The organism is Streptomyces sp. NPDC046870 (assembly GCF_040704595.1).
GTDB lineage: Bacteria > Actinomycetota > Actinomycetes > Streptomycetales > Streptomycetaceae > Streptomyces > Streptomyces argyrophylli.
Window position 1 is genome coordinate 24,161 of the sequence record NZ_JBEYXM010000015.1, and the last position, 17,330, is coordinate 41,490.

15 protein-coding genes and 2 pseudogenes are annotated in these 17,330 nt (G+C 70.8%); 8 read left to right on the plus strand and 9 right to left on the minus strand.

Going from position 1 to position 17,330, the window contains the following annotated elements; all coding sequences use genetic code 11:
* Positions 1-33 precede the first annotated feature (33 nt).
* Positions 34-248: pseudogene (locus AB0946_RS27360) on the plus strand (deoxyxylulose-5-phosphate synthase); the annotation flags it as partial.
* Here AB0946_RS27360 and AB0946_RS27365 read toward each other — a convergent pair.
* Positions 153-929: a hypothetical protein gene (locus AB0946_RS27365; protein WP_366763444.1), complete on the minus strand. Its 777-nt coding sequence runs from the start codon at positions 927-929 to the stop codon at positions 153-155. The pseudogene AB0946_RS27360 and the gene AB0946_RS27365 sit on opposite strands and share 96 nt — an antisense overlap.
* 237 nt (positions 930-1,166) lie before the next feature.
* Here AB0946_RS27365 and AB0946_RS27370 point away from each other — a divergent pair, with 237 nt between their 5' ends.
* Positions 1,167-1,499, plus strand: a complete 333-nt coding sequence (locus AB0946_RS27370; protein ID WP_366763307.1) for a hypothetical protein — start codon at positions 1,167-1,169, stop codon at positions 1,497-1,499.
* Positions 1,500-1,528: 29 nt separating this feature from the next.
* Positions 1,529-1,939, plus strand: a complete 411-nt coding sequence (locus AB0946_RS27375; protein WP_366763308.1) for a hypothetical protein — start codon at positions 1,529-1,531, stop codon at positions 1,937-1,939.
* Positions 1,940-2,121: 182 nt separating this feature from the next.
* Here AB0946_RS27375 and galE read toward each other — a convergent pair whose 3' ends face one another.
* Entirely contained in the window at positions 2,122-3,117 is a 996-nt protein-coding gene (gene galE / locus AB0946_RS27380; protein ID WP_366763309.1) for a UDP-glucose 4-epimerase GalE, read from the minus strand.
* A 506-nt stretch (positions 3,118-3,623) separates the two neighbouring features.
* Positions 3,624-4,055 carry a hypothetical protein gene (locus AB0946_RS27385; protein ID WP_366763310.1) on the minus strand — a complete coding sequence of 144 codons (432 nt, stop codon included), beginning with the start codon at positions 4,053-4,055 and terminating at the stop codon, positions 3,624-3,626.
* Positions 4,056-4,669: 614 nt separating this feature from the next.
* Between AB0946_RS27385 and AB0946_RS27390 the strand changes: the two genes are divergently transcribed.
* A complete protein-coding gene (locus tag AB0946_RS27390) occupies positions 4,670-4,813 on the plus strand; it encodes a hypothetical protein (RefSeq protein ID WP_366763311.1) in 144 nt (47 codons plus the stop codon).
* 662 nt (positions 4,814-5,475) lie between these two features.
* On the opposite strand, the gene AB0946_RS27395 is transcribed toward AB0946_RS27390, so the two are convergent.
* The 3 genes from AB0946_RS27395 to AB0946_RS27405 all read right to left on the minus strand — a co-directional run bounded on the left by AB0946_RS27395 (position 5,476) and on the right by AB0946_RS27405 (position 11,161).
* Entirely contained in the window at positions 5,476-6,069 is a 594-nt protein-coding gene (locus AB0946_RS27395) for a DUF6461 domain-containing protein (protein WP_366763312.1), read from the minus strand.
* Between the two features lie 878 nt (positions 6,070-6,947).
* Positions 6,948-7,577 carry a DUF6461 domain-containing protein gene (locus tag AB0946_RS27400; RefSeq protein WP_366763313.1) on the minus strand — a complete coding sequence of 210 codons (630 nt, stop codon included), beginning with the start codon at positions 7,575-7,577 and terminating at the stop codon, positions 6,948-6,950.
* A 2,645-nt stretch (positions 7,578-10,222) separates the two neighbouring features.
* Positions 10,223-11,161 carry a LysR family transcriptional regulator gene (locus AB0946_RS27405; protein ID WP_366763314.1) on the minus strand — a complete coding sequence of 313 codons (939 nt, stop codon included), beginning with the start codon at positions 11,159-11,161 and terminating at the stop codon, positions 10,223-10,225.
* A gap of 71 nt (positions 11,162-11,232) precedes the next feature.
* Between AB0946_RS27405 and AB0946_RS27410 the strand changes: the two genes are divergently transcribed.
* A complete protein-coding gene (locus AB0946_RS27410; RefSeq protein ID WP_366763315.1) occupies positions 11,233-12,120 on the plus strand; it encodes an SDR family NAD(P)-dependent oxidoreductase in 888 nt (295 codons plus the stop codon).
* Positions 12,121-12,156: 36 nt separating this feature from the next.
* A complete protein-coding gene (locus AB0946_RS27415; protein ID WP_366763316.1) occupies positions 12,157-13,086 on the plus strand; it encodes an SDR family NAD(P)-dependent oxidoreductase in 930 nt (309 codons plus the stop codon).
* Between the two features lie 21 nt (positions 13,087-13,107).
* On the opposite strand, the pseudogene AB0946_RS27420 reads toward AB0946_RS27415, so the two are convergent.
* A pseudogene (locus AB0946_RS27420) lies at positions 13,108-13,227 on the minus strand (transposase); the annotation flags it as partial.
* Between the two features lie 75 nt (positions 13,228-13,302).
* The gene (locus AB0946_RS27425) at positions 13,303-13,806 is read right to left on the minus strand and encodes a helix-turn-helix domain-containing protein (RefSeq protein WP_366763317.1); all 504 of its coding nucleotides are present in this window, start codon (positions 13,804-13,806) and stop codon (positions 13,303-13,305) included.
* A gap of 326 nt (positions 13,807-14,132) precedes the next feature.
* Here AB0946_RS27425 and AB0946_RS27430 point away from each other — a divergent pair, with 326 nt between their 5' ends.
* Positions 14,133-15,203 (plus strand): Gfo/Idh/MocA family oxidoreductase, encoded by a 1,071-nt coding sequence (locus AB0946_RS27430; RefSeq protein WP_366763318.1) that lies wholly within the window; start codon positions 14,133-14,135, stop codon positions 15,201-15,203.
* A gap of 38 nt (positions 15,204-15,241) precedes the next feature.
* On the opposite strand, the gene AB0946_RS27435 is transcribed toward AB0946_RS27430, so the two are convergent.
* The gene (locus AB0946_RS27435; RefSeq protein ID WP_366763319.1) at positions 15,242-16,576 is read right to left on the minus strand and encodes an amidohydrolase family protein; all 1,335 of its coding nucleotides are present in this window, start codon (positions 16,574-16,576) and stop codon (positions 15,242-15,244) included.
* Positions 16,577-16,755: 179 nt separating this feature from the next.
* On the opposite strand from AB0946_RS27435, the gene AB0946_RS27440 reads away from it, so the two are divergent.
* Positions 16,756-17,085, plus strand: a complete 330-nt coding sequence (locus AB0946_RS27440; RefSeq protein WP_366763320.1) for a helix-turn-helix domain-containing protein — start codon at positions 16,756-16,758, stop codon at positions 17,083-17,085.
* Positions 17,086-17,330 lie beyond the last annotated feature (245 nt).

Genomic DNA, 17,330 nt, shown 5'->3' on the forward strand with positions numbered 1-17,330 from the left:
GCCAGCTCTCTGAGCGATCTTTAGGCTGAGCAGGTGGCCAATGGGAAAACCTCGTACGTCTGCCTCTCCTGCCGGGTCTCGTACAAGCAGCCCAACGACAGGGCGAGCAGCGGATTTGTCCGCGTTGTGCGGAGCCGATGGTCCACGCAGGATCAGCGTTCGCGGCGCCCCGGCGGCGAGACGTCGCGGCATGGCGGGCCCTCACCGTGTTGCTGAACGCAGGCGTGGGCTTCCACAAGAGCTGCTGCCAGGAGCTCAAAGCGGGCCTCGAGGACCTTAGCGAGGTCTTCCTCCCGCACCGCTCCCTGGGCGTGCTGGAGCACGCGCGAGAGGATGGTCTTCAGGGCATGGACTGTCTGCTTGGGTGTGGGGCCGGAATGGTTCCAGCGGGTGATACCGACACCGGTCACCCGTGCCGCGTATGCGATGAGATCGTCGAGATTTCCCTGCCACACAGCTCCTTCGGCATGGTCGGCCAGCGCCCAGCGCGGGGGTGAGCCCTTCCTCTTCCGATAGGCCGTGTCCTCGCTCATCAAGCGGGCGATGCGGCGCCGGAGCTTGCCCCGCGGCGTCTTCTTTGCCTCATCGATGAGGAAGTTCTTGATCGACGTGAGGAACAGTCGCTCTAATGAGGCCTCGTCGGCGGCCTGGGCGAAGCAGACGGTCACGAACCGTTGTCCCGCTCCTTCCTGGGACCACATCGCACTGATCACGTCGTAGGCCGCGTCATCACTCCAGACAGTGTGCCCTTCCGGGGGCGGAAAGCCGGATGCGCGGCGCACCTGGTGGACCAGCCGCCGCAACAGATCCAACGTGGCCGGCCCGAACCCGCCGGTCTGCAGCTCCTCGAATGCCCCGCTTGCCACGAGCCACCCCCGATCCCCTGATCCCCGCTCGGCGCCAGCAGCCGCGAGGCTTCGGGTCTGCATACACCCACTTCCACGCCCCAGGCACGCGACGCGCCCAGGGAATGAGGCGGGCACGGTAACCAGAGGGTCCGTAGTGTCGTCGAGAAGGCCGTGCTCGCCAGGTCGGTGTGGCCTCGCCGAACGCTCACGGGCGGAAACTCTCGGCCTCCGGGACTACCGAGCTTCCGCACTAGTAACGCCCTCGCCTCCGCCGTCCTCACAGCAGCCGCACCGTCCGCATGGCCATCCCGCAGCGGAGTGCGCACCGCGCATCACCCTCAGCCACGCAGCCGGACCAGTTCCCGACCGACGCCCCATCCGCAACTGGACCGCCGGCGGGAGGATCCCCCGCAGCCGGCGCGGCAGGAAGCCGGCCCTCAGATCACCGCCGGCTTCCGCTACATCGCACACACCCCCACCTTGCGTCAGTTCACCCTCGCCGCGGTGCTCGCCGTTGTGGCGTTCGGCTTCTCCGAATCAGTCCTGTTCGCTGTCGCCGACGCGGGGCTGCACCGTCCGCCGGCGTTCCTCGGCGTCCTCAGCTCACTGCAGGGCGCAGGTGCCATAGCAGCCGGACGGCCGCCGCAATGATCATGCGCCGTGCAGGGGAAGCCCGGACCGTGGTGCTCGGCCTGTCCTGTGCCGCCGCAGGCTTTCTCCTGAGTGCCGTTCCCTCTCTGCTCGCGGTCGCACCAGGCATCGCGCTCATCGGAGCGAGCCTGCCCTGGATTCTCGCGGGCCTCATGACCCTCTTTCAGCGACGCACCCCTGCCGCTGTGATGGGACGCACCGACGCCGCGTTGAACGTGCTGATAGGGGCTTCGCAGACCGCAGCCATCGCTGCCGGAGCCGGCTTGATCGCACTGGTGGACTACCGCTTCATGCTCGCCGTGATGGCGATCCTGATGGCCGCCTCGGCGCTCTACCTGACCACCCGCACCACCCGCCAGGCCAGGGCAGAAGACTTCGCGCTCATGGCGCACAAGCCCGGCGAAGAGCCAACGCAAGCGCCAGCACCGCGCCGCGGGTAAAAGCATCATCCGCGAACGGGCGCTGCAGAGCCTTATCTCGGCCCCCAGTGGCGGACCGCTACCGCCCGGCAGCGCCGCCGCAGGGAGCTCATCTGGAGCGACCGGTGTCCTAGCCCGTTGTGCGTGGGTGGGGCGTCGAGTTCTCAGCGGCCCGGGAAGAGCCGCGACGGCGGGCCCTTCTGTCAGTCCTTCAACAGTGCGTCGCGCACGGGCATCCAGTCCAGGGCGGAGCGGATGCCGTCTTCCAGGGTCAGCTTCGGGCTCCATCCAAGCAGCTCGGCAGCCCGGTCGCTCTTGGTGTAGGCGCCGGCGACGTCACCGGGCCGCCGATCGGTGTCGATGGTTGTCACGGGTGTGCTGACGACGTTGTTGAACGCGGCGCACAGCTCTCGGACTGTGGTGCCCGAGCCGGTGCCCAGGTTGATCGCGATGGAGCGCTGCTCGCCTTCGAGGATGGAGTCGAAACGCTTGATCGCGGCGATGTGAGCCGCAGCAAGGTCCCAGACGTGCACGTAGTCCCGGATGCCCGAGCCATCGCGTGTGGGGTAGTCCGTCCCCGTGACCGGGAACGGACGGCCTTCCTCGTGTGCCTGGATGAGCACGCCCAGGGCGTGGCTGGGCCTTTTGAGCTGGAGCCCGGTACGCAGTTGAGGGTCGGCGCCGACCGGGTTGAAATAGCGCAGAGACAGCACCCGCGGCCCCGCGACGGCGATGTCGGCGAACATCTCCTCGCATACGGCCTTGGTCCGTGCGTAGGGGCTCTGCGGCGCCAGCGGCGAGTCCTCGTCGACGGGCGAGCCGTCCATGGCCTGGTAGATGGAGGCTGAGCTGCTGAAGATGATGCGGTCCAAGCCGTTGCGGTGCAGGTGACTGACGAAGGCCAGGCTCTTGGCCACGTTCGCCTCGTAGTAACCGATCGGGTCCGCCACGGACTCCGGCACCACGATCAGCGCCGCGCAGTGCACCACCGCGGAAATCTCCGGGTGCTCCGCAAAGATGCGGTCGACCAGCGCCCCGTCCGCGATGTCACCCTCGTAGAAGGTACGGCCCTCGGTGAACTCACGGCGGCCTCGGACGAGGTTGTCGAGGATCACGGGAGTGACGCCGCTGTCCAGGCAGGCCGAGGCGACCGTGCTGCCGATGTAACCGGCTCCCCCAGCGATAAGGACCTTCACCACGATGTCTCTCCCTGGCTCGTTTCACGCCGGTTGGTGATCAACGCAAGGCTAACGGAAACAGCTGACCGGAAAGGCCGACAACCGGACCGTCCGGGGGCCGGCTGCCAGCGGGCAGGGCTCGGACCAAAGGTGTTGACCCGCGCGGCAGTACGCACCAGCTTGCCGCCGGAGTTGGTTGCGGCCTTGGTGCGGCTGCCGGGGTATCGGTGACGGGCTGCCGCAGGCCCACTGCAGGCAGGGCAGGCGGCAGGCTGGGCTGCGGATCCGGCGTGCGGTGGTGGAGACGAGTGTCACCAAATCCGATACGCGCCAGGGAGACGCCCTGCTCGACCTCGCCACCTTGACACTCGAACGCGAAGAGCACCAACGACGTCGTTGCCGACCACGATGCCAAGTCGCCCTTAACTGATGTGCGCGTGGTGGTCGTTGTCGAGCTGCCGGCGACTCCCGGGCTGACCGAGGTCATCTTCGACCCCACTGCGCCTGGCCTGAGACCTCTCAGGCATTCAACTAGGACAGCTCTGTGCACCCGCAGAGCCTTCGGTATCGAGCGCCTCCAACGTGTCTGCGATCTCGATGAGGTCTTCAGTGGAGAGTGTGGGTGGAGTCCAGTGGCGTGCGCGTGCGTGATCGATGAAGATTGCCTCCAGCTGGATGTGGTAGCGCTCGACATAGTGAGCGAGATCTGAGTACCAGAACCACTCGCCGTCGGTGTGCAGTTCCAACGCACCGATGAACTCGCCACTCAGTGCGTCGTGGATCGGTGATCCGGTTACGGCAAGGGCTGATCCTGCCCGCAGGTAACGCACCAGCTTCTCCTCGTCCGGGGCAGCGTGGTCGCGGACCGAGTCGCGCAGTGCAGGGCCGTCGGAGCGGCCGTGCGCCAGCTCCTGGAACTCACCAAGGAACCGGTCGTAGGGAAAAGATCGGCTGGCCATACGTGGAAGCCTATGTACGGAGGTCGACTGCGAGATGCTGTCACCGGGCAGCGCATCGGCGCGGGAAGAAGCCGATAGCGGAGGACCTGCGGATCAGGTGCGCACCTGCGTACGGGCCCAGCGGCGCGTCGTTGCTGGCGAGGCTGTTGACCGGGGCGGGTCCGGGCGGCTGCCGGTATGACGTGCTCACCGCGGGCCTGCTCGATCGTATGGAACAGCGGCAAGAGGTAGGCGCCCTGGGGGCCCGTGTGATCACGCCCGGGAACGGCAGAACGCAAAGGCCGCCCGGTGTAGCCCATTTGATGCCCTCGGTTCGGGCCGCGCCGGTGAGGGGTAAGTCTGGTCGGTGCCAGCCGCCCTCGCCCCGGTGGGAGAGGCATGCTTTCCGGCCAGTACTCGCAGGTAGCAGTATGGGAGGCCGGCTGGTGGGGGCATGATCGCTGTTGTGTTACGCGACGGCATGCCCGCTTACGTGCGGTGGGAGATCCTGATGCACGAGCGGTTCAGCGACGTGTGGATCTGCAAAGACCTCGGCCGAGCGACGACCGGCGCGGATCCCGCTGAGCTGGGGCAGGCCGTCCTGGCCGCCTACCTCGCCGGCCGGGACAGCCGGGGTGAAAACGTTCCTCGTTCTCGTCCGCACCGACCACGGCCACCACATCGTCATCACGGCCGACCACCTCACCGACCCCGGCTGGGAAGTGGACCCGGCCGTCTGCCAGCTGCTGCCCGCCTACCTCCGCAACGCCCACGCCTGAAGCCGAGGCCGTGAGGTGGCCGTGACACCGCCGGCGCAGGGGGGCTCCGTCCCCTCAGCCAGCCCGCCTTCGGCCAGCGTGACGCGTTCCCGGCAGCGCAGACCCGCCAGCAGGCCTCGGACAGCGCGCCCGGCCCGACCCACCCGCGGGGCCGGCAAGACGCCTGTTCAGTAGTGTCCGGCGCCGCCACGGCCCGTGTCCTGCAGCGGTCGGCGCCGAGCGGCGTGCGGCTGGGAGAGCTCCCAGCGGCCGAAGCATCTCAGCGGGAAGGAGCGCAGCAGACCGGCACAGCGCGGGGGACGGCGCGGAGGCACCGGCAGTACGGCGGCGGGCCCGGGCGCAGGACGGCCGGGCCCAGGGCGTGCCCGTCCGGCCGACGGCCCAGGGGGCCGGTGCGGCGGGTGGCCGGCCACGGGACGGCACACGGGCGCAGCGGCAGCGGGAAGACGCCAGGCACGGGCAGCGCGGGGCGCCGGTGCGCCAGCAAGGCGCGTGCGGGCCCGCGCAACGGGGCACGGCGCGGGCAGGCCACCAAACCGCCGGCGGCCCGGGGACCCGTCCGGCCGGGACCCGCGCAAGGCCCGCTCGCCGCGGTTAAGCCAGGGCACGGGACGAGGTCAGCCACCTGATCCCGTGCCTTCGGCTCTCATGCGGCCCCGTGGCTACACCTGCAACACAGCTGCGGTGAGTGCGTCCTCAAGCACGGCACGGCGGGGCAGGTCCAGACTGAACTCCGCCTCAACCACAGCCAGTACTCGCAGCATGGCGTCCGGAACGTCGTGCCCGTGCTCGAAGGGCGTCGACCCATCGGGCAGGACGAGCCCGGCGCGTCGCAGGGCGGGCAACAGCCGGTCCGGTTCGCTTCCCGCACGCTCGTACTCACGGCCTGGCTCGAAACGGCATACCGTCCGCCCGTTCTCGGCCAAGGCACAACCCATGTCGGCGTTGACCGTCCGCCACAGCTCCACAGCCGACGTACCAGCCGACAGCGCCTCCACAGCCTGGTTCGACGCTCGACCGACGGGACCACCCTCTACGATCCCGAACGCCCAGCCCGCGCTGACGCCCGCCCTCATCACCACACCGTCGTATTCATCCTCGACGGCATCCACGCCCCACCGCGTCACCGCCTCAGGCACAGGCGTGACGGGCTCCAGGCGCCGTATCAACTCGGCCGACTCCAGGCCCCGGGCGAACAGCACCCAATAGCCCAGCTCGAAATGGTCCCCTGCCGCGAGCCACCGAACACCGTCCACGCCCTCGACATCTCCTCGAAGTCAGCAAACGCAGTGATGGAGCAGGCTATCCGCCCGCATGGTGAACGGGGCTGGCCTTGTGCGCCCCGCGCAGCCAACAACCCGGACGGGGAAACGTGACCACCGCGCCATGGGTGGTGAGTCAGCGTCCGCGAGCAGGGCGGGTGACGACCCTGCGGCGGGCCCAGGCGGGCCGCCACAGGGACAGCCGGGCGGCAGGCGGGGACCGGCCCGGGAGGCGGCAAAGGCGGCGCAGGCTGCCGGACGGCCAGATGGAGGCGCTGGCGGCATCGGCGCGACCGGGCGACCCGGGCTGGCGCGCGGGCGACGGGGCCGGGCGGAGACGAGCAGCGGGCGGGCCGGACGCGCCGGGCGGGCGGAGCCTCCGGGTACCAAGCGCGGGGACGGGCGGCGATCGACCCGCGGGCGGTGCGGAACCGAGGCAGGGCCACCGGGCGGGGCGCCGGGGAACGCGGGGCTACGGCAACCGTGCGGAGTCAGAGCGCGCGGTACGAACGGGCAGACGACGGGCGCCCGGCACAGCGGGCGCAGCGCGGGCGCGGGCCGGGTGAGACGGCACACGGCGCGGGGGCCGCAGAGCGTGACGGCCAGTTGAGCGGACGGCGGTACGGCGGGGCCGGGCGCCGGCGCGGAGACGACTGCATGCGGTGTGGCCGGAGGACGGACGAGCCGGACGGCACAAGGCACGTGGCCTCTGTGATTCGCCGCAGGGCCGATGAGCTCACCCTCGAACGGTGGGCGGAGCGGGACCGGCTCTAGATGCTGGTGGCCAGGGCGCGAGCGGCAGTGGGTACAGGGGGGCGACCCAAAGCACAGCGCCGAACCTCACGCTGCTAGGTCCGCACCAGACCCTCGTATCAGGCGTCACTGCCCAGCGAGTCAAGAGCGAGGCTGCCGCTCACCACAGCGAGGGGGAGCCGGCCGTACTCGAGCAGATCGCGGGGCAAGGTAAGCCCGAAATGCCTCTCGATCACGCCCAGGGACATCGCGAGCCGGTGATGGTGCCGCTCGGCACTCACACGCAGGTAATCCCCGGTCGGCAGGATAATGCCCGCCGCCGTCAGGTCCTCCTGGAGCAGATCCGGCCGTATCCCCCACCGTCGCCGCTCCTCACCGAGACCGAACGAGCACAGCAGTTCACCGCCGGCGGCGTAGGAGAAGAGCGGAGGCGGGTGAAACGCCTGCGGGTCGAGATTCACGGCCTCCACGCCGGCGCGCGAGATACCCGTGAGGATGTCGTGCCGGGCGCCGCGGCTTTCCCCGTACTCGACGGCGAACGCCCATCCCCCCGCCTGCCCGATCCGGGCGACGCCGACGTCGGGATCATTGAGGAGAGCGACCGCTTCCTGCGCCGTGGCCGTCGCACGCGCGGCGCCAGGACTGGCCCCCAGGCGTACAGCCAACTCCTCCGGCGTGATGCCACGGGCGAAGGTGACGCTGTAATACCACTCAGACTCCGCCAGCCAGCGCACGCCTTCAATCGCCATGACCACATCCTGCCGTACGGTCACGAGCGGACCCCGTCCGCAGCGTCGTTCAGGCAGCGGACACCACACTGCGGCGCGCGGCCAGGAACCTCCGGCGCGAACCGGGACGGCGCACACACGGGGCGTACGACCAGCAGCAACTCAGATGGGCCGCCGGGCGCAGGCCCAACCCGGGGTGCAGCGGGCCGAGCCGCCAGGCACAGCGCCGGCCGGAACCCGCGCGAGCCCGGCTGGCGGCACGCAGCCCAGCGCGCGGTGATTCGGCCGCGACCCGGACCGGTTCGGCAGGTGGCTGTGCGACTTCGGTGACCAGGTCGCCCGCACCCAGCAGCACGCGCACCCGGCCGGCCCCACCGCGATCGAGATCCTGGCAGTCGTCGCCGACGACCTCACCCCCCACCCGGACGCCACCGCCGAACGGAACGGGAACGGCTCACCCGCCTCGCAGTGCCCTACCTGGGCTACCTCCGCCCCGGTCACGAGGTGGAAGACGCACGCGAGGTCGCCCTCACCTTCACCCTGTGGTCAGGCCCGCAGCTGGCCGCACTCCTCGGCCACGACCACCAGCGGATCAACGCCTACACGAACGCGTGGAACTGACCCGGCACGCCATGAGCAATCAGGCCCAGACAAGAGGGCGGTACCCCTGGGGTGTCGCCCTCTGTCATGTCTCCGGAGCTGGCAGGGTGCTCCGCCCTTCGACCACGGTACGGGAGGCTTGCGAGCGCCGGGGCGGAATCGGACGTTGACGAGTTCCGACAGCGCAGGGCCTGCGGGAGGGGGCCCGGCGAACGACGCTGAAGGCGTGGCCCGTATTCGGTTCTGCTTGTCCTGCGGGGCCCGGCTGCCGCGCAGCGCGTCGGCTAGGCGCCGGTACTGCGACGGCGTGTGCCGGGCCCAGGCGTACCGGGCCCGGCGGGTCTCCGACCGGATCATGGCCGTGGGGGATGATGCTGGCCGAAGCGGAGTGGACCGGCGACAGGCGCATGATCAGACTGTTGACCTGCCCGGAGTGCGGCCGGATCACGTTCGCCGGTGGCGACCGCCGCCGCGACGCGGTGCACTGCTCCGGCCGCTGCCGCTCCAGAGCGTGGCGCCGCCGCGCAGCCCACCACGCCAGGGCGTCAGCGTGACGTACAGCCTCACAAAACCGGGCCGTACCAGCGAGTATGACGGCTCGACGTCACACACATGCCTGTCCTGCCGCGCGCGGCCAGTCGATGCGCGCGAGCTGTAACGGGCCGGTCCCCAGCCCGGAGCACGCCCTGCGCGACGGCTCCGCGTACCGCCGGGTCGGGCCTGCGCGGTGGTCAGCCGCGGCGGGACCTCCAGTGCCGCCGCTCGCCCTGCTCCTGGCGGTGGCTATCGCCCCGTGTCGGGCGCGGCCGGGGTCATGCCGGGGGTCGGCATCGGGACTGCCGAGGGTGGCCGGGAGGAAGCGGGAGGCGGCGTGGCGCGGGCGGGAACGCACGAACACGGCGGGACCAGCGCGGGCCCGCCAGACCGCCGGGGAGCCGCGCGGAGGGCGGGGGCGCGGCAGCGGCGGGCACGGACGGCGGGGCGGCGCGGCACGGGCGCAACGGTGGGGCAGGCGCGGCGGCGGGCGCAGCATGCGGGCCGCGGCCACAGGACGGGGGACGGCCAGGGGCCGGCCTCCGCAACGGCGGCGGGCGCGGAGGCGCCGCGGCCGGGTCCGGCAGCGCACGGCCGCCGGGCGAAGCGGGGGCGGGGCCGGGACCCGCGCGAGCCCCGGCCGGCGGGAGGCGGTCCAGCGCGCGGCAGGCGGCCCGGCGCGCGGTCGGGAGGCCGGTGCGGGCACGACACGGCCCGACGGTCCGGTCCTATGCGGGGAGGGCCGGACGGCGGGCGGCGGTGGCCGCCGGATCTTCCAAGGGCGACCGGGAAGAAGCGGGACGGCGGCGCGGGCGCGGCAGCGGCTCGGGCGGCCGGACACGCGGCGGGCGGACACGCGGCGGGCGGGACGGCGCACGCAGGCCCAAGGGCGGCGGGACGAGGCGGCGCAGGCCGGCACAGCGCGGCGGCCCGTGCACGAGTGGACGGGGAACACGGCACACCGGCGCGGGCGGGAACGCACGAACACGGCGGGACGAGCGCGGGCCCGCCAGGCCGCCGGGGAACGGCGCGCAGGCGCGGAGGAAACAGCGGCGGGTGCGGACGGCGGGGCGGCGCGACACGGGTGGGTCGGGCGCAGCGGGCGGGGCAGGCGGCGCGCGGCCACGGGACAGGAGACGGCAGCAGGCGGCCGGAGGCCGGGCGCGCGCCAACAGCCCTTGCACTCGCCGGTCACGTCCGCACGTTCGGGACGGCAGACCACCGACGGGCGGCCGGAGGCCGGACGCAGACGGGGCCACGGCGGCAGGCCGCCTCCGAGCACGTCGCCGCGCGGCCGCAGAACGGCGGGGCGGCGGGCGAGCGGGGGCAGGCCTGGGAGGCGGCAGAGGCGGCACAGCTCCCCGCAGGGTGCCGGACGGCCTGCGGTCGCTGAGCAGTTCGGTAGCGGAGGCCAACCGATTCGCCCGGCAGTACGCCGTCGACTTGCGCACGGACATGATTCGGGCAACGGGGGTCCCGCTGAAGGAGCGAAAGGCGACTACCGCGTGACCGAGGACCGGCTTCCGGCGCCGTCACGGCGGCGAGTAGAGCGCAGTGGGCGTGTCTGCTTCGAGGGCTGCGGCGCGCAGGGCGGCTGCCACGCGGGTGACCGGCTCACTCGGCGGCTGAGGGAGACGGGCCAGGAGCAGCCGCCGTTGTTCCTGAGGGCCGCCTCGGACGGGGAGGATGCGTACGCCCGGAGGTGCGGCCGGGGCGAGGGTGGCAGGCACGGTCGTCAGTCCCAGGCCGGCCGCGACGAGGTGGAGCTTGGCGAGCCAGTCACGCGCGGTGTGCGCGATGTCGGGCCGCTCGTCCAGGCCCGGCCACACACCCATCAGTCGGTCTTCTCCCGAGGAGGAGCCTGCGATCCAGCGCTGCCCGCGCAGGTCGGCCACGTCGACGAAGTCGCCGTGGGCGAGCGGGTGAGTGGCGGGCACCGCCAGACGCAGGCCCCGTTCGGTGAGGGTCTGCAGAGCGAGCGGCGGCGTCTCTGTGTCCGGCGGTCTGAACGGCGGTGCGGAGCCGAGCAGGGCCAGATCGAGACTGCCGGCCCGCAGGGCGCGCACCAGCGCTGGCGTGCTTCCCTCCCGGCCGACGACGTGCAGGTCGGGGTCTGTCCGGCGGAGGGCGGCCAGGGCCCGCGGCACCAGCACCGCGCCCGCGCTGGGGAACCATCCCAGGCGGACGGTCCCGGCCTGACCGGGCAGGCCGGACAGTTCACGTGCCGTCGCTTCGATCTGGTCGAGCACGATCGTGGCGCGGTTCATGACGACGCGGCCGGCCGCGGTGAGCCGTACTCCCTGGCGCCGCCGCTCCAGCAATTCGGCACCCGCCGCCCGCTCGATCGCTGCGATCTGCCGGGACACCGCGGACTGCGTGTAGCCCAGCGAGGCGGCGGCCGCCGTGAAGGTTCCCTGCTCGGCGACGGCACGGAAGACGCGCAGGGCGGTCAACGACACATCGAAATCCATGATGCTTACGCATACCAGACGTGCGGAACTTTCGTTGGACTCATGGTTCGCGGGTTCCTAGCGTGGCGTGCATGAATGCTTCGCGTATAGCCCTGGTGACGGGCGCTAACCAGGGGCTCGGCCGCGCTCTCGTCGAAGGACTGGCGGCCCGCATGAACCCGAACGACCTCGTGCTGCTCACCGGCCGGAACCCTCAGCGGGTGGTGGACGCCGCGCGCGAGGTCACGGAACTGTTCGGCACGCGTGCCCGAGTCGAGGGCCGGGTCCTGGACGTCACCGACACCGATGCCATCGCCCGTCTCGCCGAAGAGGTCCGGGCCCGGTTCGGAGGGGCCGACGTCGTTGTCTCCAACGCGGTCGCCCGCCTGTTGCCCGATGAGCCGCAGGCGGAGCGGGCGGATGAGTTCATCGACGTCTCCAACGTCGCCACCCATGCGGTCCTGCGCTCTTTCGGCCCGGTCTTGCGGCCCGGCGGCCGGCTGCTCGTCGTGGCCAGCAGCCTGGGTACCCTCGGCCACCTCAGCCCGAGGCTGCACCACCTGTTCGACGGCGCGAGCCTTGATCAGGTCGAGTACGCCGTGGAGTCCTGGCGCAGCGCCCTCCACAGCGGCACCGCGCGGGAGGCCGGCTGGCCCGTCTGGCTGAACGTGCCCTCGAAGGTGGCCCAGGTCGCCGGCGTCCGCGCGGCCGCTGCCGAGCGCCGCGAGCACGACCTCGCCTCCGGCACCTTGGTCGCAGCCGTGTGCCCCGGCATGGTCGACACCGCCACCTCGCGCCCCTGGTTCAGCGACTACAGCAAGGCCCAGTCGCCGGCCCAGGCCGCCGAGGCCGTGCTCGACCTGATCTTCGCCGAGCGCGTCGACCCCACCCTATACGGCGAGCTGGTCCGTTTCGGCAAGGCCCTGCCCTGGCACGGCGGCACGCCCCCGGTCGGACAGGACCGGATGCTCACCCCCTGACCCTCGCTTCGCAGCACACCACCGGGAGTTCACTTCATGGGTTCCGTCACCACCCCCTTCGGTTTCTCCAGCACCGCAGCCGAAGTCTCGCAAGGCATCGACCTGACCGGCCGCCGCGCGGTGGTCACCGGTGCCTCCTCCGGCCTCGGAGCGGAGACGGCCCGGGCCCTGGCCGCCACGGGCGCGGCTGTCACCCTTGCCGTCCGGGATGTCACTGCGGGCAAGCGCGTCGCCGAGGACATCACCGAATCAACCGGCAACCAGGAGGTGCATGTCGCGCACCTGGACCTGGCCAGTCCCGCATCGGTCACCGCCTTCACCACCGCGTGGCGGGGCCCGCTGCACGTCCTGGTGAACAACGCGGGTGTCATGGCCTGCCCCGAGCAGTACACCGAGCAGGGCTGGGAATGGCAGTTCGCCACCAACCACCTCGGCCACTTCGCCCTCGCCACCGGCCTCCACGACGCTCTGGCCGCCGACGGCAACGCGCGCATCGTCGTGGTGAGTTCAACGGGCCATCAGCGGTCACCCATCGTGTGGGACGACGTCAACTTTGCTTTCCGCCCATACGACCCGTGGCTCGCCTACGGCCAGTCCAAGACCGCCAACGTCCTCTTCGCGGTCGAAGCCACCCGCCGCTGGGCCGATGACAACATCACCGCCAACGCCCTCATGCCCGGCGCGATCTACACGAACCTGCAGCGTCATACCGGGGGACGGGGCAGCGGCAGAGTCCCCGCTCACCTGATCAAGACCGTCGAGCAGGGCGCGGCCACCTCCGTCCTCCTCGCCACCTCACCTCTCCTCGAAGGCGTCGGCGGCCGCTACTTCGTCGACTGCAACGAGACCGAGGTCATCGACCGCCGCTCCGGCACCCTGGACGGCGTCGCCCGGTACGCCGTCGACCCGGACAACGCCCGACGCCTGTGGACCCTGTCACAGGAACTCCTCGCACGCACGTGCTGAGCAGCCGGCCAAACGAGCGGGCCACACGCCGGCCTCGGTCCACTCGGCCAGGCGTCTGCAGCAGGTCATGCCCGAACCGAAGCCGAGTTCCTGCGGCAGGTGTTCCCATGAGATTCCGGTGTGCAGGACGAACAGGATGCCCTGGAACACCAGCCGAAGGAGTTCTCAGCCCGCGCGCGGGTGCGGTCGTACCGGGAAGGCAAGGGGGCGTGGCGGTCAGCTGCCGCCGTCGGGGGTCTGGGCCTTCCAGGCGTAGTATCCGGGCCCGAGAACGCTGTCCACCTGCGCGACGTCGACCTCGCCGCCGTCCTCGTCTACGAAGGCCAGGCGCACGGGCCGGTTGGTCCTCGTGTCGACGAGCACTGAGGAGGGGCCGTAGTCATTGGGGCGATGCTTGTTGCCCCAATCGAGGAGGGCGCCGAGCACGGGACGCAACTGGCGGCCGTCCTCCGTCAGGTGGTAGGCGTGGCGTTCCCGGGAGCCGCGGCCGCCGGCCTCGGGGCGGTAGGGGCGGCGCTCCAGGATGCCCTCGTCGACGAGGGTTTTGAGCCTGGCGGTCAGGACGTCGGTGGAGATGCCGAGTGAGGCGCGGAACTCGTTGAAGGTGGTTCGGCCGTAGAAGGCGTCCCGGATGATCAGCAGGGACCAGCGCTCCCCGATGACGTCGAGGCTGCGGGCGATCGCGCAGATGGGGTCCGACACAGCTGCCTTCCGACTCATGCGGACAGTTTAGCCGAGCTGGCTCTGTTGTCCGAAGTGAGGTGTCGGTCGGCGCAAGGCTGGGTGCCGCCGGAGCGCCTGCTTCGCGCCCCCTTCGCGCCGTCCCCACGTCCTTTGAATCTGCTTTCCCAATCCAGCTCTGATACGGTGGCCCGTGGCTCCTGACTTCGTCGATCCAACTCAAATATGAGGGGTGTGCCATGTCGCGCGGTCCGGCTCACGCCCATCGACTCCTGCCACCACGGCGATCGGAGACCAGAGCAGAGGCGGCCAGGAGTCCCCGCCCCCGGCTCGGACACATCTCGTCGACTCCGGAGGTCTGAACCATGAGCAGCACAATCGGGGTCGGCATCGTCGGCCTCAGCGCGACGGGCAACTGGGGGGCCGTGGCCCACTGGCCGGCCATCGAGGCGGTTCCCGGGGTGCAGTTGCGGGGACTGGCGGCCAGTTCGCCGGAGTCGACCGCAGCAGCCGCGAAGCGCTACGTCGTGCCTGGATATGCGTCGGTGGCTGAGATGGCGAGCCGTGAGGAGATCGATCTGATCGCGATCACGGTGCGGGTGCCCGAGCACCGCAAGCTGCTTGAGCCTGTACTCGAGTCCGGCAAGGCCATCCTCTGCGAATGGCCGCTGGCGCGCGACCTTGCCGAGGCCGAGTTTCTGCGGGATGCGGGACGCCCCGGACCTCGGTTCACCGGACTGCAGGGACACGTGTCACCGACGACGAGGTGGGTCCGCGACCTGATCGCCGACGGCTATGTCGGCGAGGTCCTCTCCTCATCGATGATCTGCTCGTTCCCCGGCGGCGGAGCGACGTTCACGTCGGCGTCCGCCTATACCGCGGACGCCGCCAACGGAGCGACGATGATGACCATTCCCTTCGCCCACGCGCTCGACATGCAGGCGGTGGCACTGGGTGAACTGACCGGGATCACGGCGACGATCGCGACGCTGCGCACCCAGGCCGTCAACACCGATACAGGAGAGGCGATCGCGAAGACCGCACCCGACCAGATCGCCGTCACCGGCCGGCTGCCGGGCGGGGCCGTCGCCAGTATGCACTTCCGGGGCGGGGCGCCGCGGACGACGCCGTTCGCCTGGGAGATCGACGGGACGCGAGGATCTCTGCGGATCACCGGGGATGTCGGCCTGCCCATGAGTGCCGCTCTGGCCGTCGAAGGGGCACACGGCCGGGAGGCGTTGTCCCCGCTCGAACTGCCCGCCGGGTACGACCGGTTCCCGGGGCTGGCCGGAACGCCGGCCCACAACGTCGCCCACCTGTACGCGGAGGTGGCCGAGGCGCTGTCGGGCCGGGAATCCGAGGCTCCTGGGTTCGACCACGCGGTGGAACTTCACCGCTCGCTCGAGGCGATCGCGCACAGGGGAACCAGAGGGTAAGGGACAGAAGCCGCCTGCCCGCGGCACGCCGACTGCCGTCAGAGCGATCGCCCGCGGATGCGGGCCCGCGAACGGCGCACCTCCTGGCGTGCCTTCTGAAGGAGGCCGTCGGTGAGTGTGCCTCGCCGCTTGAGGATTCGTCCGCCGACGATCACGGTGTCGACGTCACGTGGCCCGGCGTTGAGGAACGCGGCGAGTACGGGGTTGTCGAAGCTGTCGAGGTGCGGGGCCGGCAGGTCGAGCGTGATGAGGTCGGCCTGCCGGCCGACGGTGATCTCTCCGATCTGGTCGGTGAAGCCGAGGACCCGGGCGCCCCCGCGCGTGGCCAGGTCCAGCATGTCCAGGTGGCTGTACCGCAGGGCGGCGGGCATCTCGCCCCGGCTGATGGGTTCCGCGTTGGTCCGGGACCGCTCGGCGGCCAGTGCCAGCCGCATATCTGTGAACAGGTCGCTGGGGCCATAGGCGACCGTGTCGGCGCCGAGGCCGACCGTCACGCCGTGGTCCAGTGCGGCGCCCACGGCGGGGTGGGTGCCCAGGCCCATGGTCATGTCGACGCTCGGGGTGGCCGATACGGTCCCGCCCGATTCCGCGACCTGCTTCCACTCCTGTTCGGTGAACTCGTTGGCGTGGACGTAGTTCACATCCGGTCCGAGGAGATCCTGCCTTCCGAGCTGGTCGACCGCGCCGGGCAGGCCCGCCATGCCGGCGTGCAGGGAGATGGGCAGCCCCAGGTCGCGGGCGAGAGCGAACTCGAAGTCGTTCTCCGCCGCTGTGGCCATGGACGGACCGCGTACGGCGAGCCCGAGCGCGATCCGGCCCTCCACCCGGTGCGGCGCATGTGTGGCGTGCAGGTGGCGGGCTTGTGCTTCGTAGCGGGAGTGATCGCCGCTGGAACTGGCCTTGCCGCCGAAGTACAGCCGGGCCCGGATGCCGCTGTCGTGCAGGGCACGCAGGTTGGCGTCGATGTCCGCCTCGGAACCCAGGTTGTGGGCCCAGTCGGCGACGGTGGTCACCCCTGCGTTGATCGCTTGGACCGCGCCCCACAGCACGCCCGCATACACGTCCTCGGAGGTGAATGCGTCGCCGTGTCCTTCGTTGATCTGCTGCGCGTAGGTATACAAGGTCACGTCGCTGGAGCTGGCCGACAGGCTTCCCAGCCACATGTGCCGGTGCGTATCCACGAGACCGGGCATGACGAGCTGGTCGCGGGCATCGATGATCTCTTCGTCGCCGATGACGGTGGCGTCTTCGCCGATGCCGGCGATGCGGCCGCCCCGGATCACGACATCAGCGATCCGGGTCGTCCCGTCGGGGAACAGCACGCGGCCGTTCCGGATGATGATCGGGGTGGATGTGGGAGGAGTGTCTGGCACGACGGCTTCCACTTCTTGGCGGTATACAACAGGTACCGGTATATGGTGGGAACCGCCTTGGGAGTGCCACAAGAGAGCACTTTGAACCGCCCAGGTATCACCGGAGGTACCACGTGGCCCCATCTGCGATGGTCGAGTCGGGCGCACATTCCGAGCGTGACCAGTTGTTGCGCGATGTGATGGACCGTATCGGTGACAAGTGGTCGGTGACCGTCATCTGCCGGCTCGACGACGGCCCGCTGCGCTTCAACGCCCTCCGACGGGCCGCGGGCGGCATCACACAGCGGATGCTGAGCACCACGGTCCGTCGCCTCGAGCGGGACGGCCTGATCAGCCGCACCGTCGAGCCCACCGTGCCGCCCCGGGTCGAGTACGCGCTCACCCCACGCGGTCGCAGTCTGCACGCCGTCCTGGCCGAACTGGTCGCCTGGACCGAAGCCAACCTCGACGCCATCCGCCGCGACCGCGAAAAGTACGACACCGCCGCCCGATCACACATCGAGCAGTGACAAGCCCCTTCAGCGGGTCAGCATCCGAACCGGCCTCAGTGGTTCCTCACGTCCGTGCTCCCAGACCAGCGGGCCGGGCCGGCCCACTCGATCAAAGATGGCCGCGATCTCCTCCTCGCCCAGGCCCAGGCCAGACCGCCGCAGGAAGACACGCTTCCCACGGAAAGAACCGGGCGGTCAGCCGGCCGCGGCGCGTTCGGCCTGGGCCTTGGTGTGAGCCAGCCGGTAGTTGCCATGGCGGCAGC

What these genes read in the sequence shown, in the direction of transcription:
- AB0946_RS27365 (WP_366763444.1), bottom strand. Translation starts at nt 929, where the DNA reads ATGCAGACCCGAAGCCTCGCGGCTGCTGGCGCCGAGCGGGGATCAGGG.
- AB0946_RS27385 (WP_366763310.1), bottom strand. Translation starts at nt 4,055, where the DNA reads ATGGCCAGCCGATCTTTTCCCTACGACCGGTTCCTTGGTGAGTTCCAG.
- AB0946_RS27400 (WP_366763313.1), bottom strand. Translation starts at nt 7,577, where the DNA reads ATGGCGATTGAAGGCGTGCGCTGGCTGGCGGAGTCTGAGTGGTATTAC.
- AB0946_RS27405 (WP_366763314.1), bottom strand. Translation starts at nt 11,161, where the DNA reads ATGGATTTCGATGTGTCGTTGACCGCCCTGCGCGTCTTCCGTGCCGTC.
- AB0946_RS27410 (WP_366763315.1), top strand. Translation starts at nt 11,233, where the DNA reads ATGAATGCTTCGCGTATAGCCCTGGTGACGGGCGCTAACCAGGGGCTC.
- AB0946_RS27415 (WP_366763316.1), top strand. Translation starts at nt 12,157, where the DNA reads ATGGGTTCCGTCACCACCCCCTTCGGTTTCTCCAGCACCGCAGCCGAA.
- AB0946_RS27425 (WP_366763317.1), bottom strand. Translation starts at nt 13,806, where the DNA reads ATGAGTCGGAAGGCAGCTGTGTCGGACCCCATCTGCGCGATCGCCCGC.
- AB0946_RS27430 (WP_366763318.1), top strand. Translation starts at nt 14,133, where the DNA reads ATGAGCAGCACAATCGGGGTCGGCATCGTCGGCCTCAGCGCGACGGGC.
- AB0946_RS27440 (WP_366763320.1), top strand. Translation starts at nt 16,756, where the DNA reads ATGGACCGTATCGGTGACAAGTGGTCGGTGACCGTCATCTGCCGGCTC.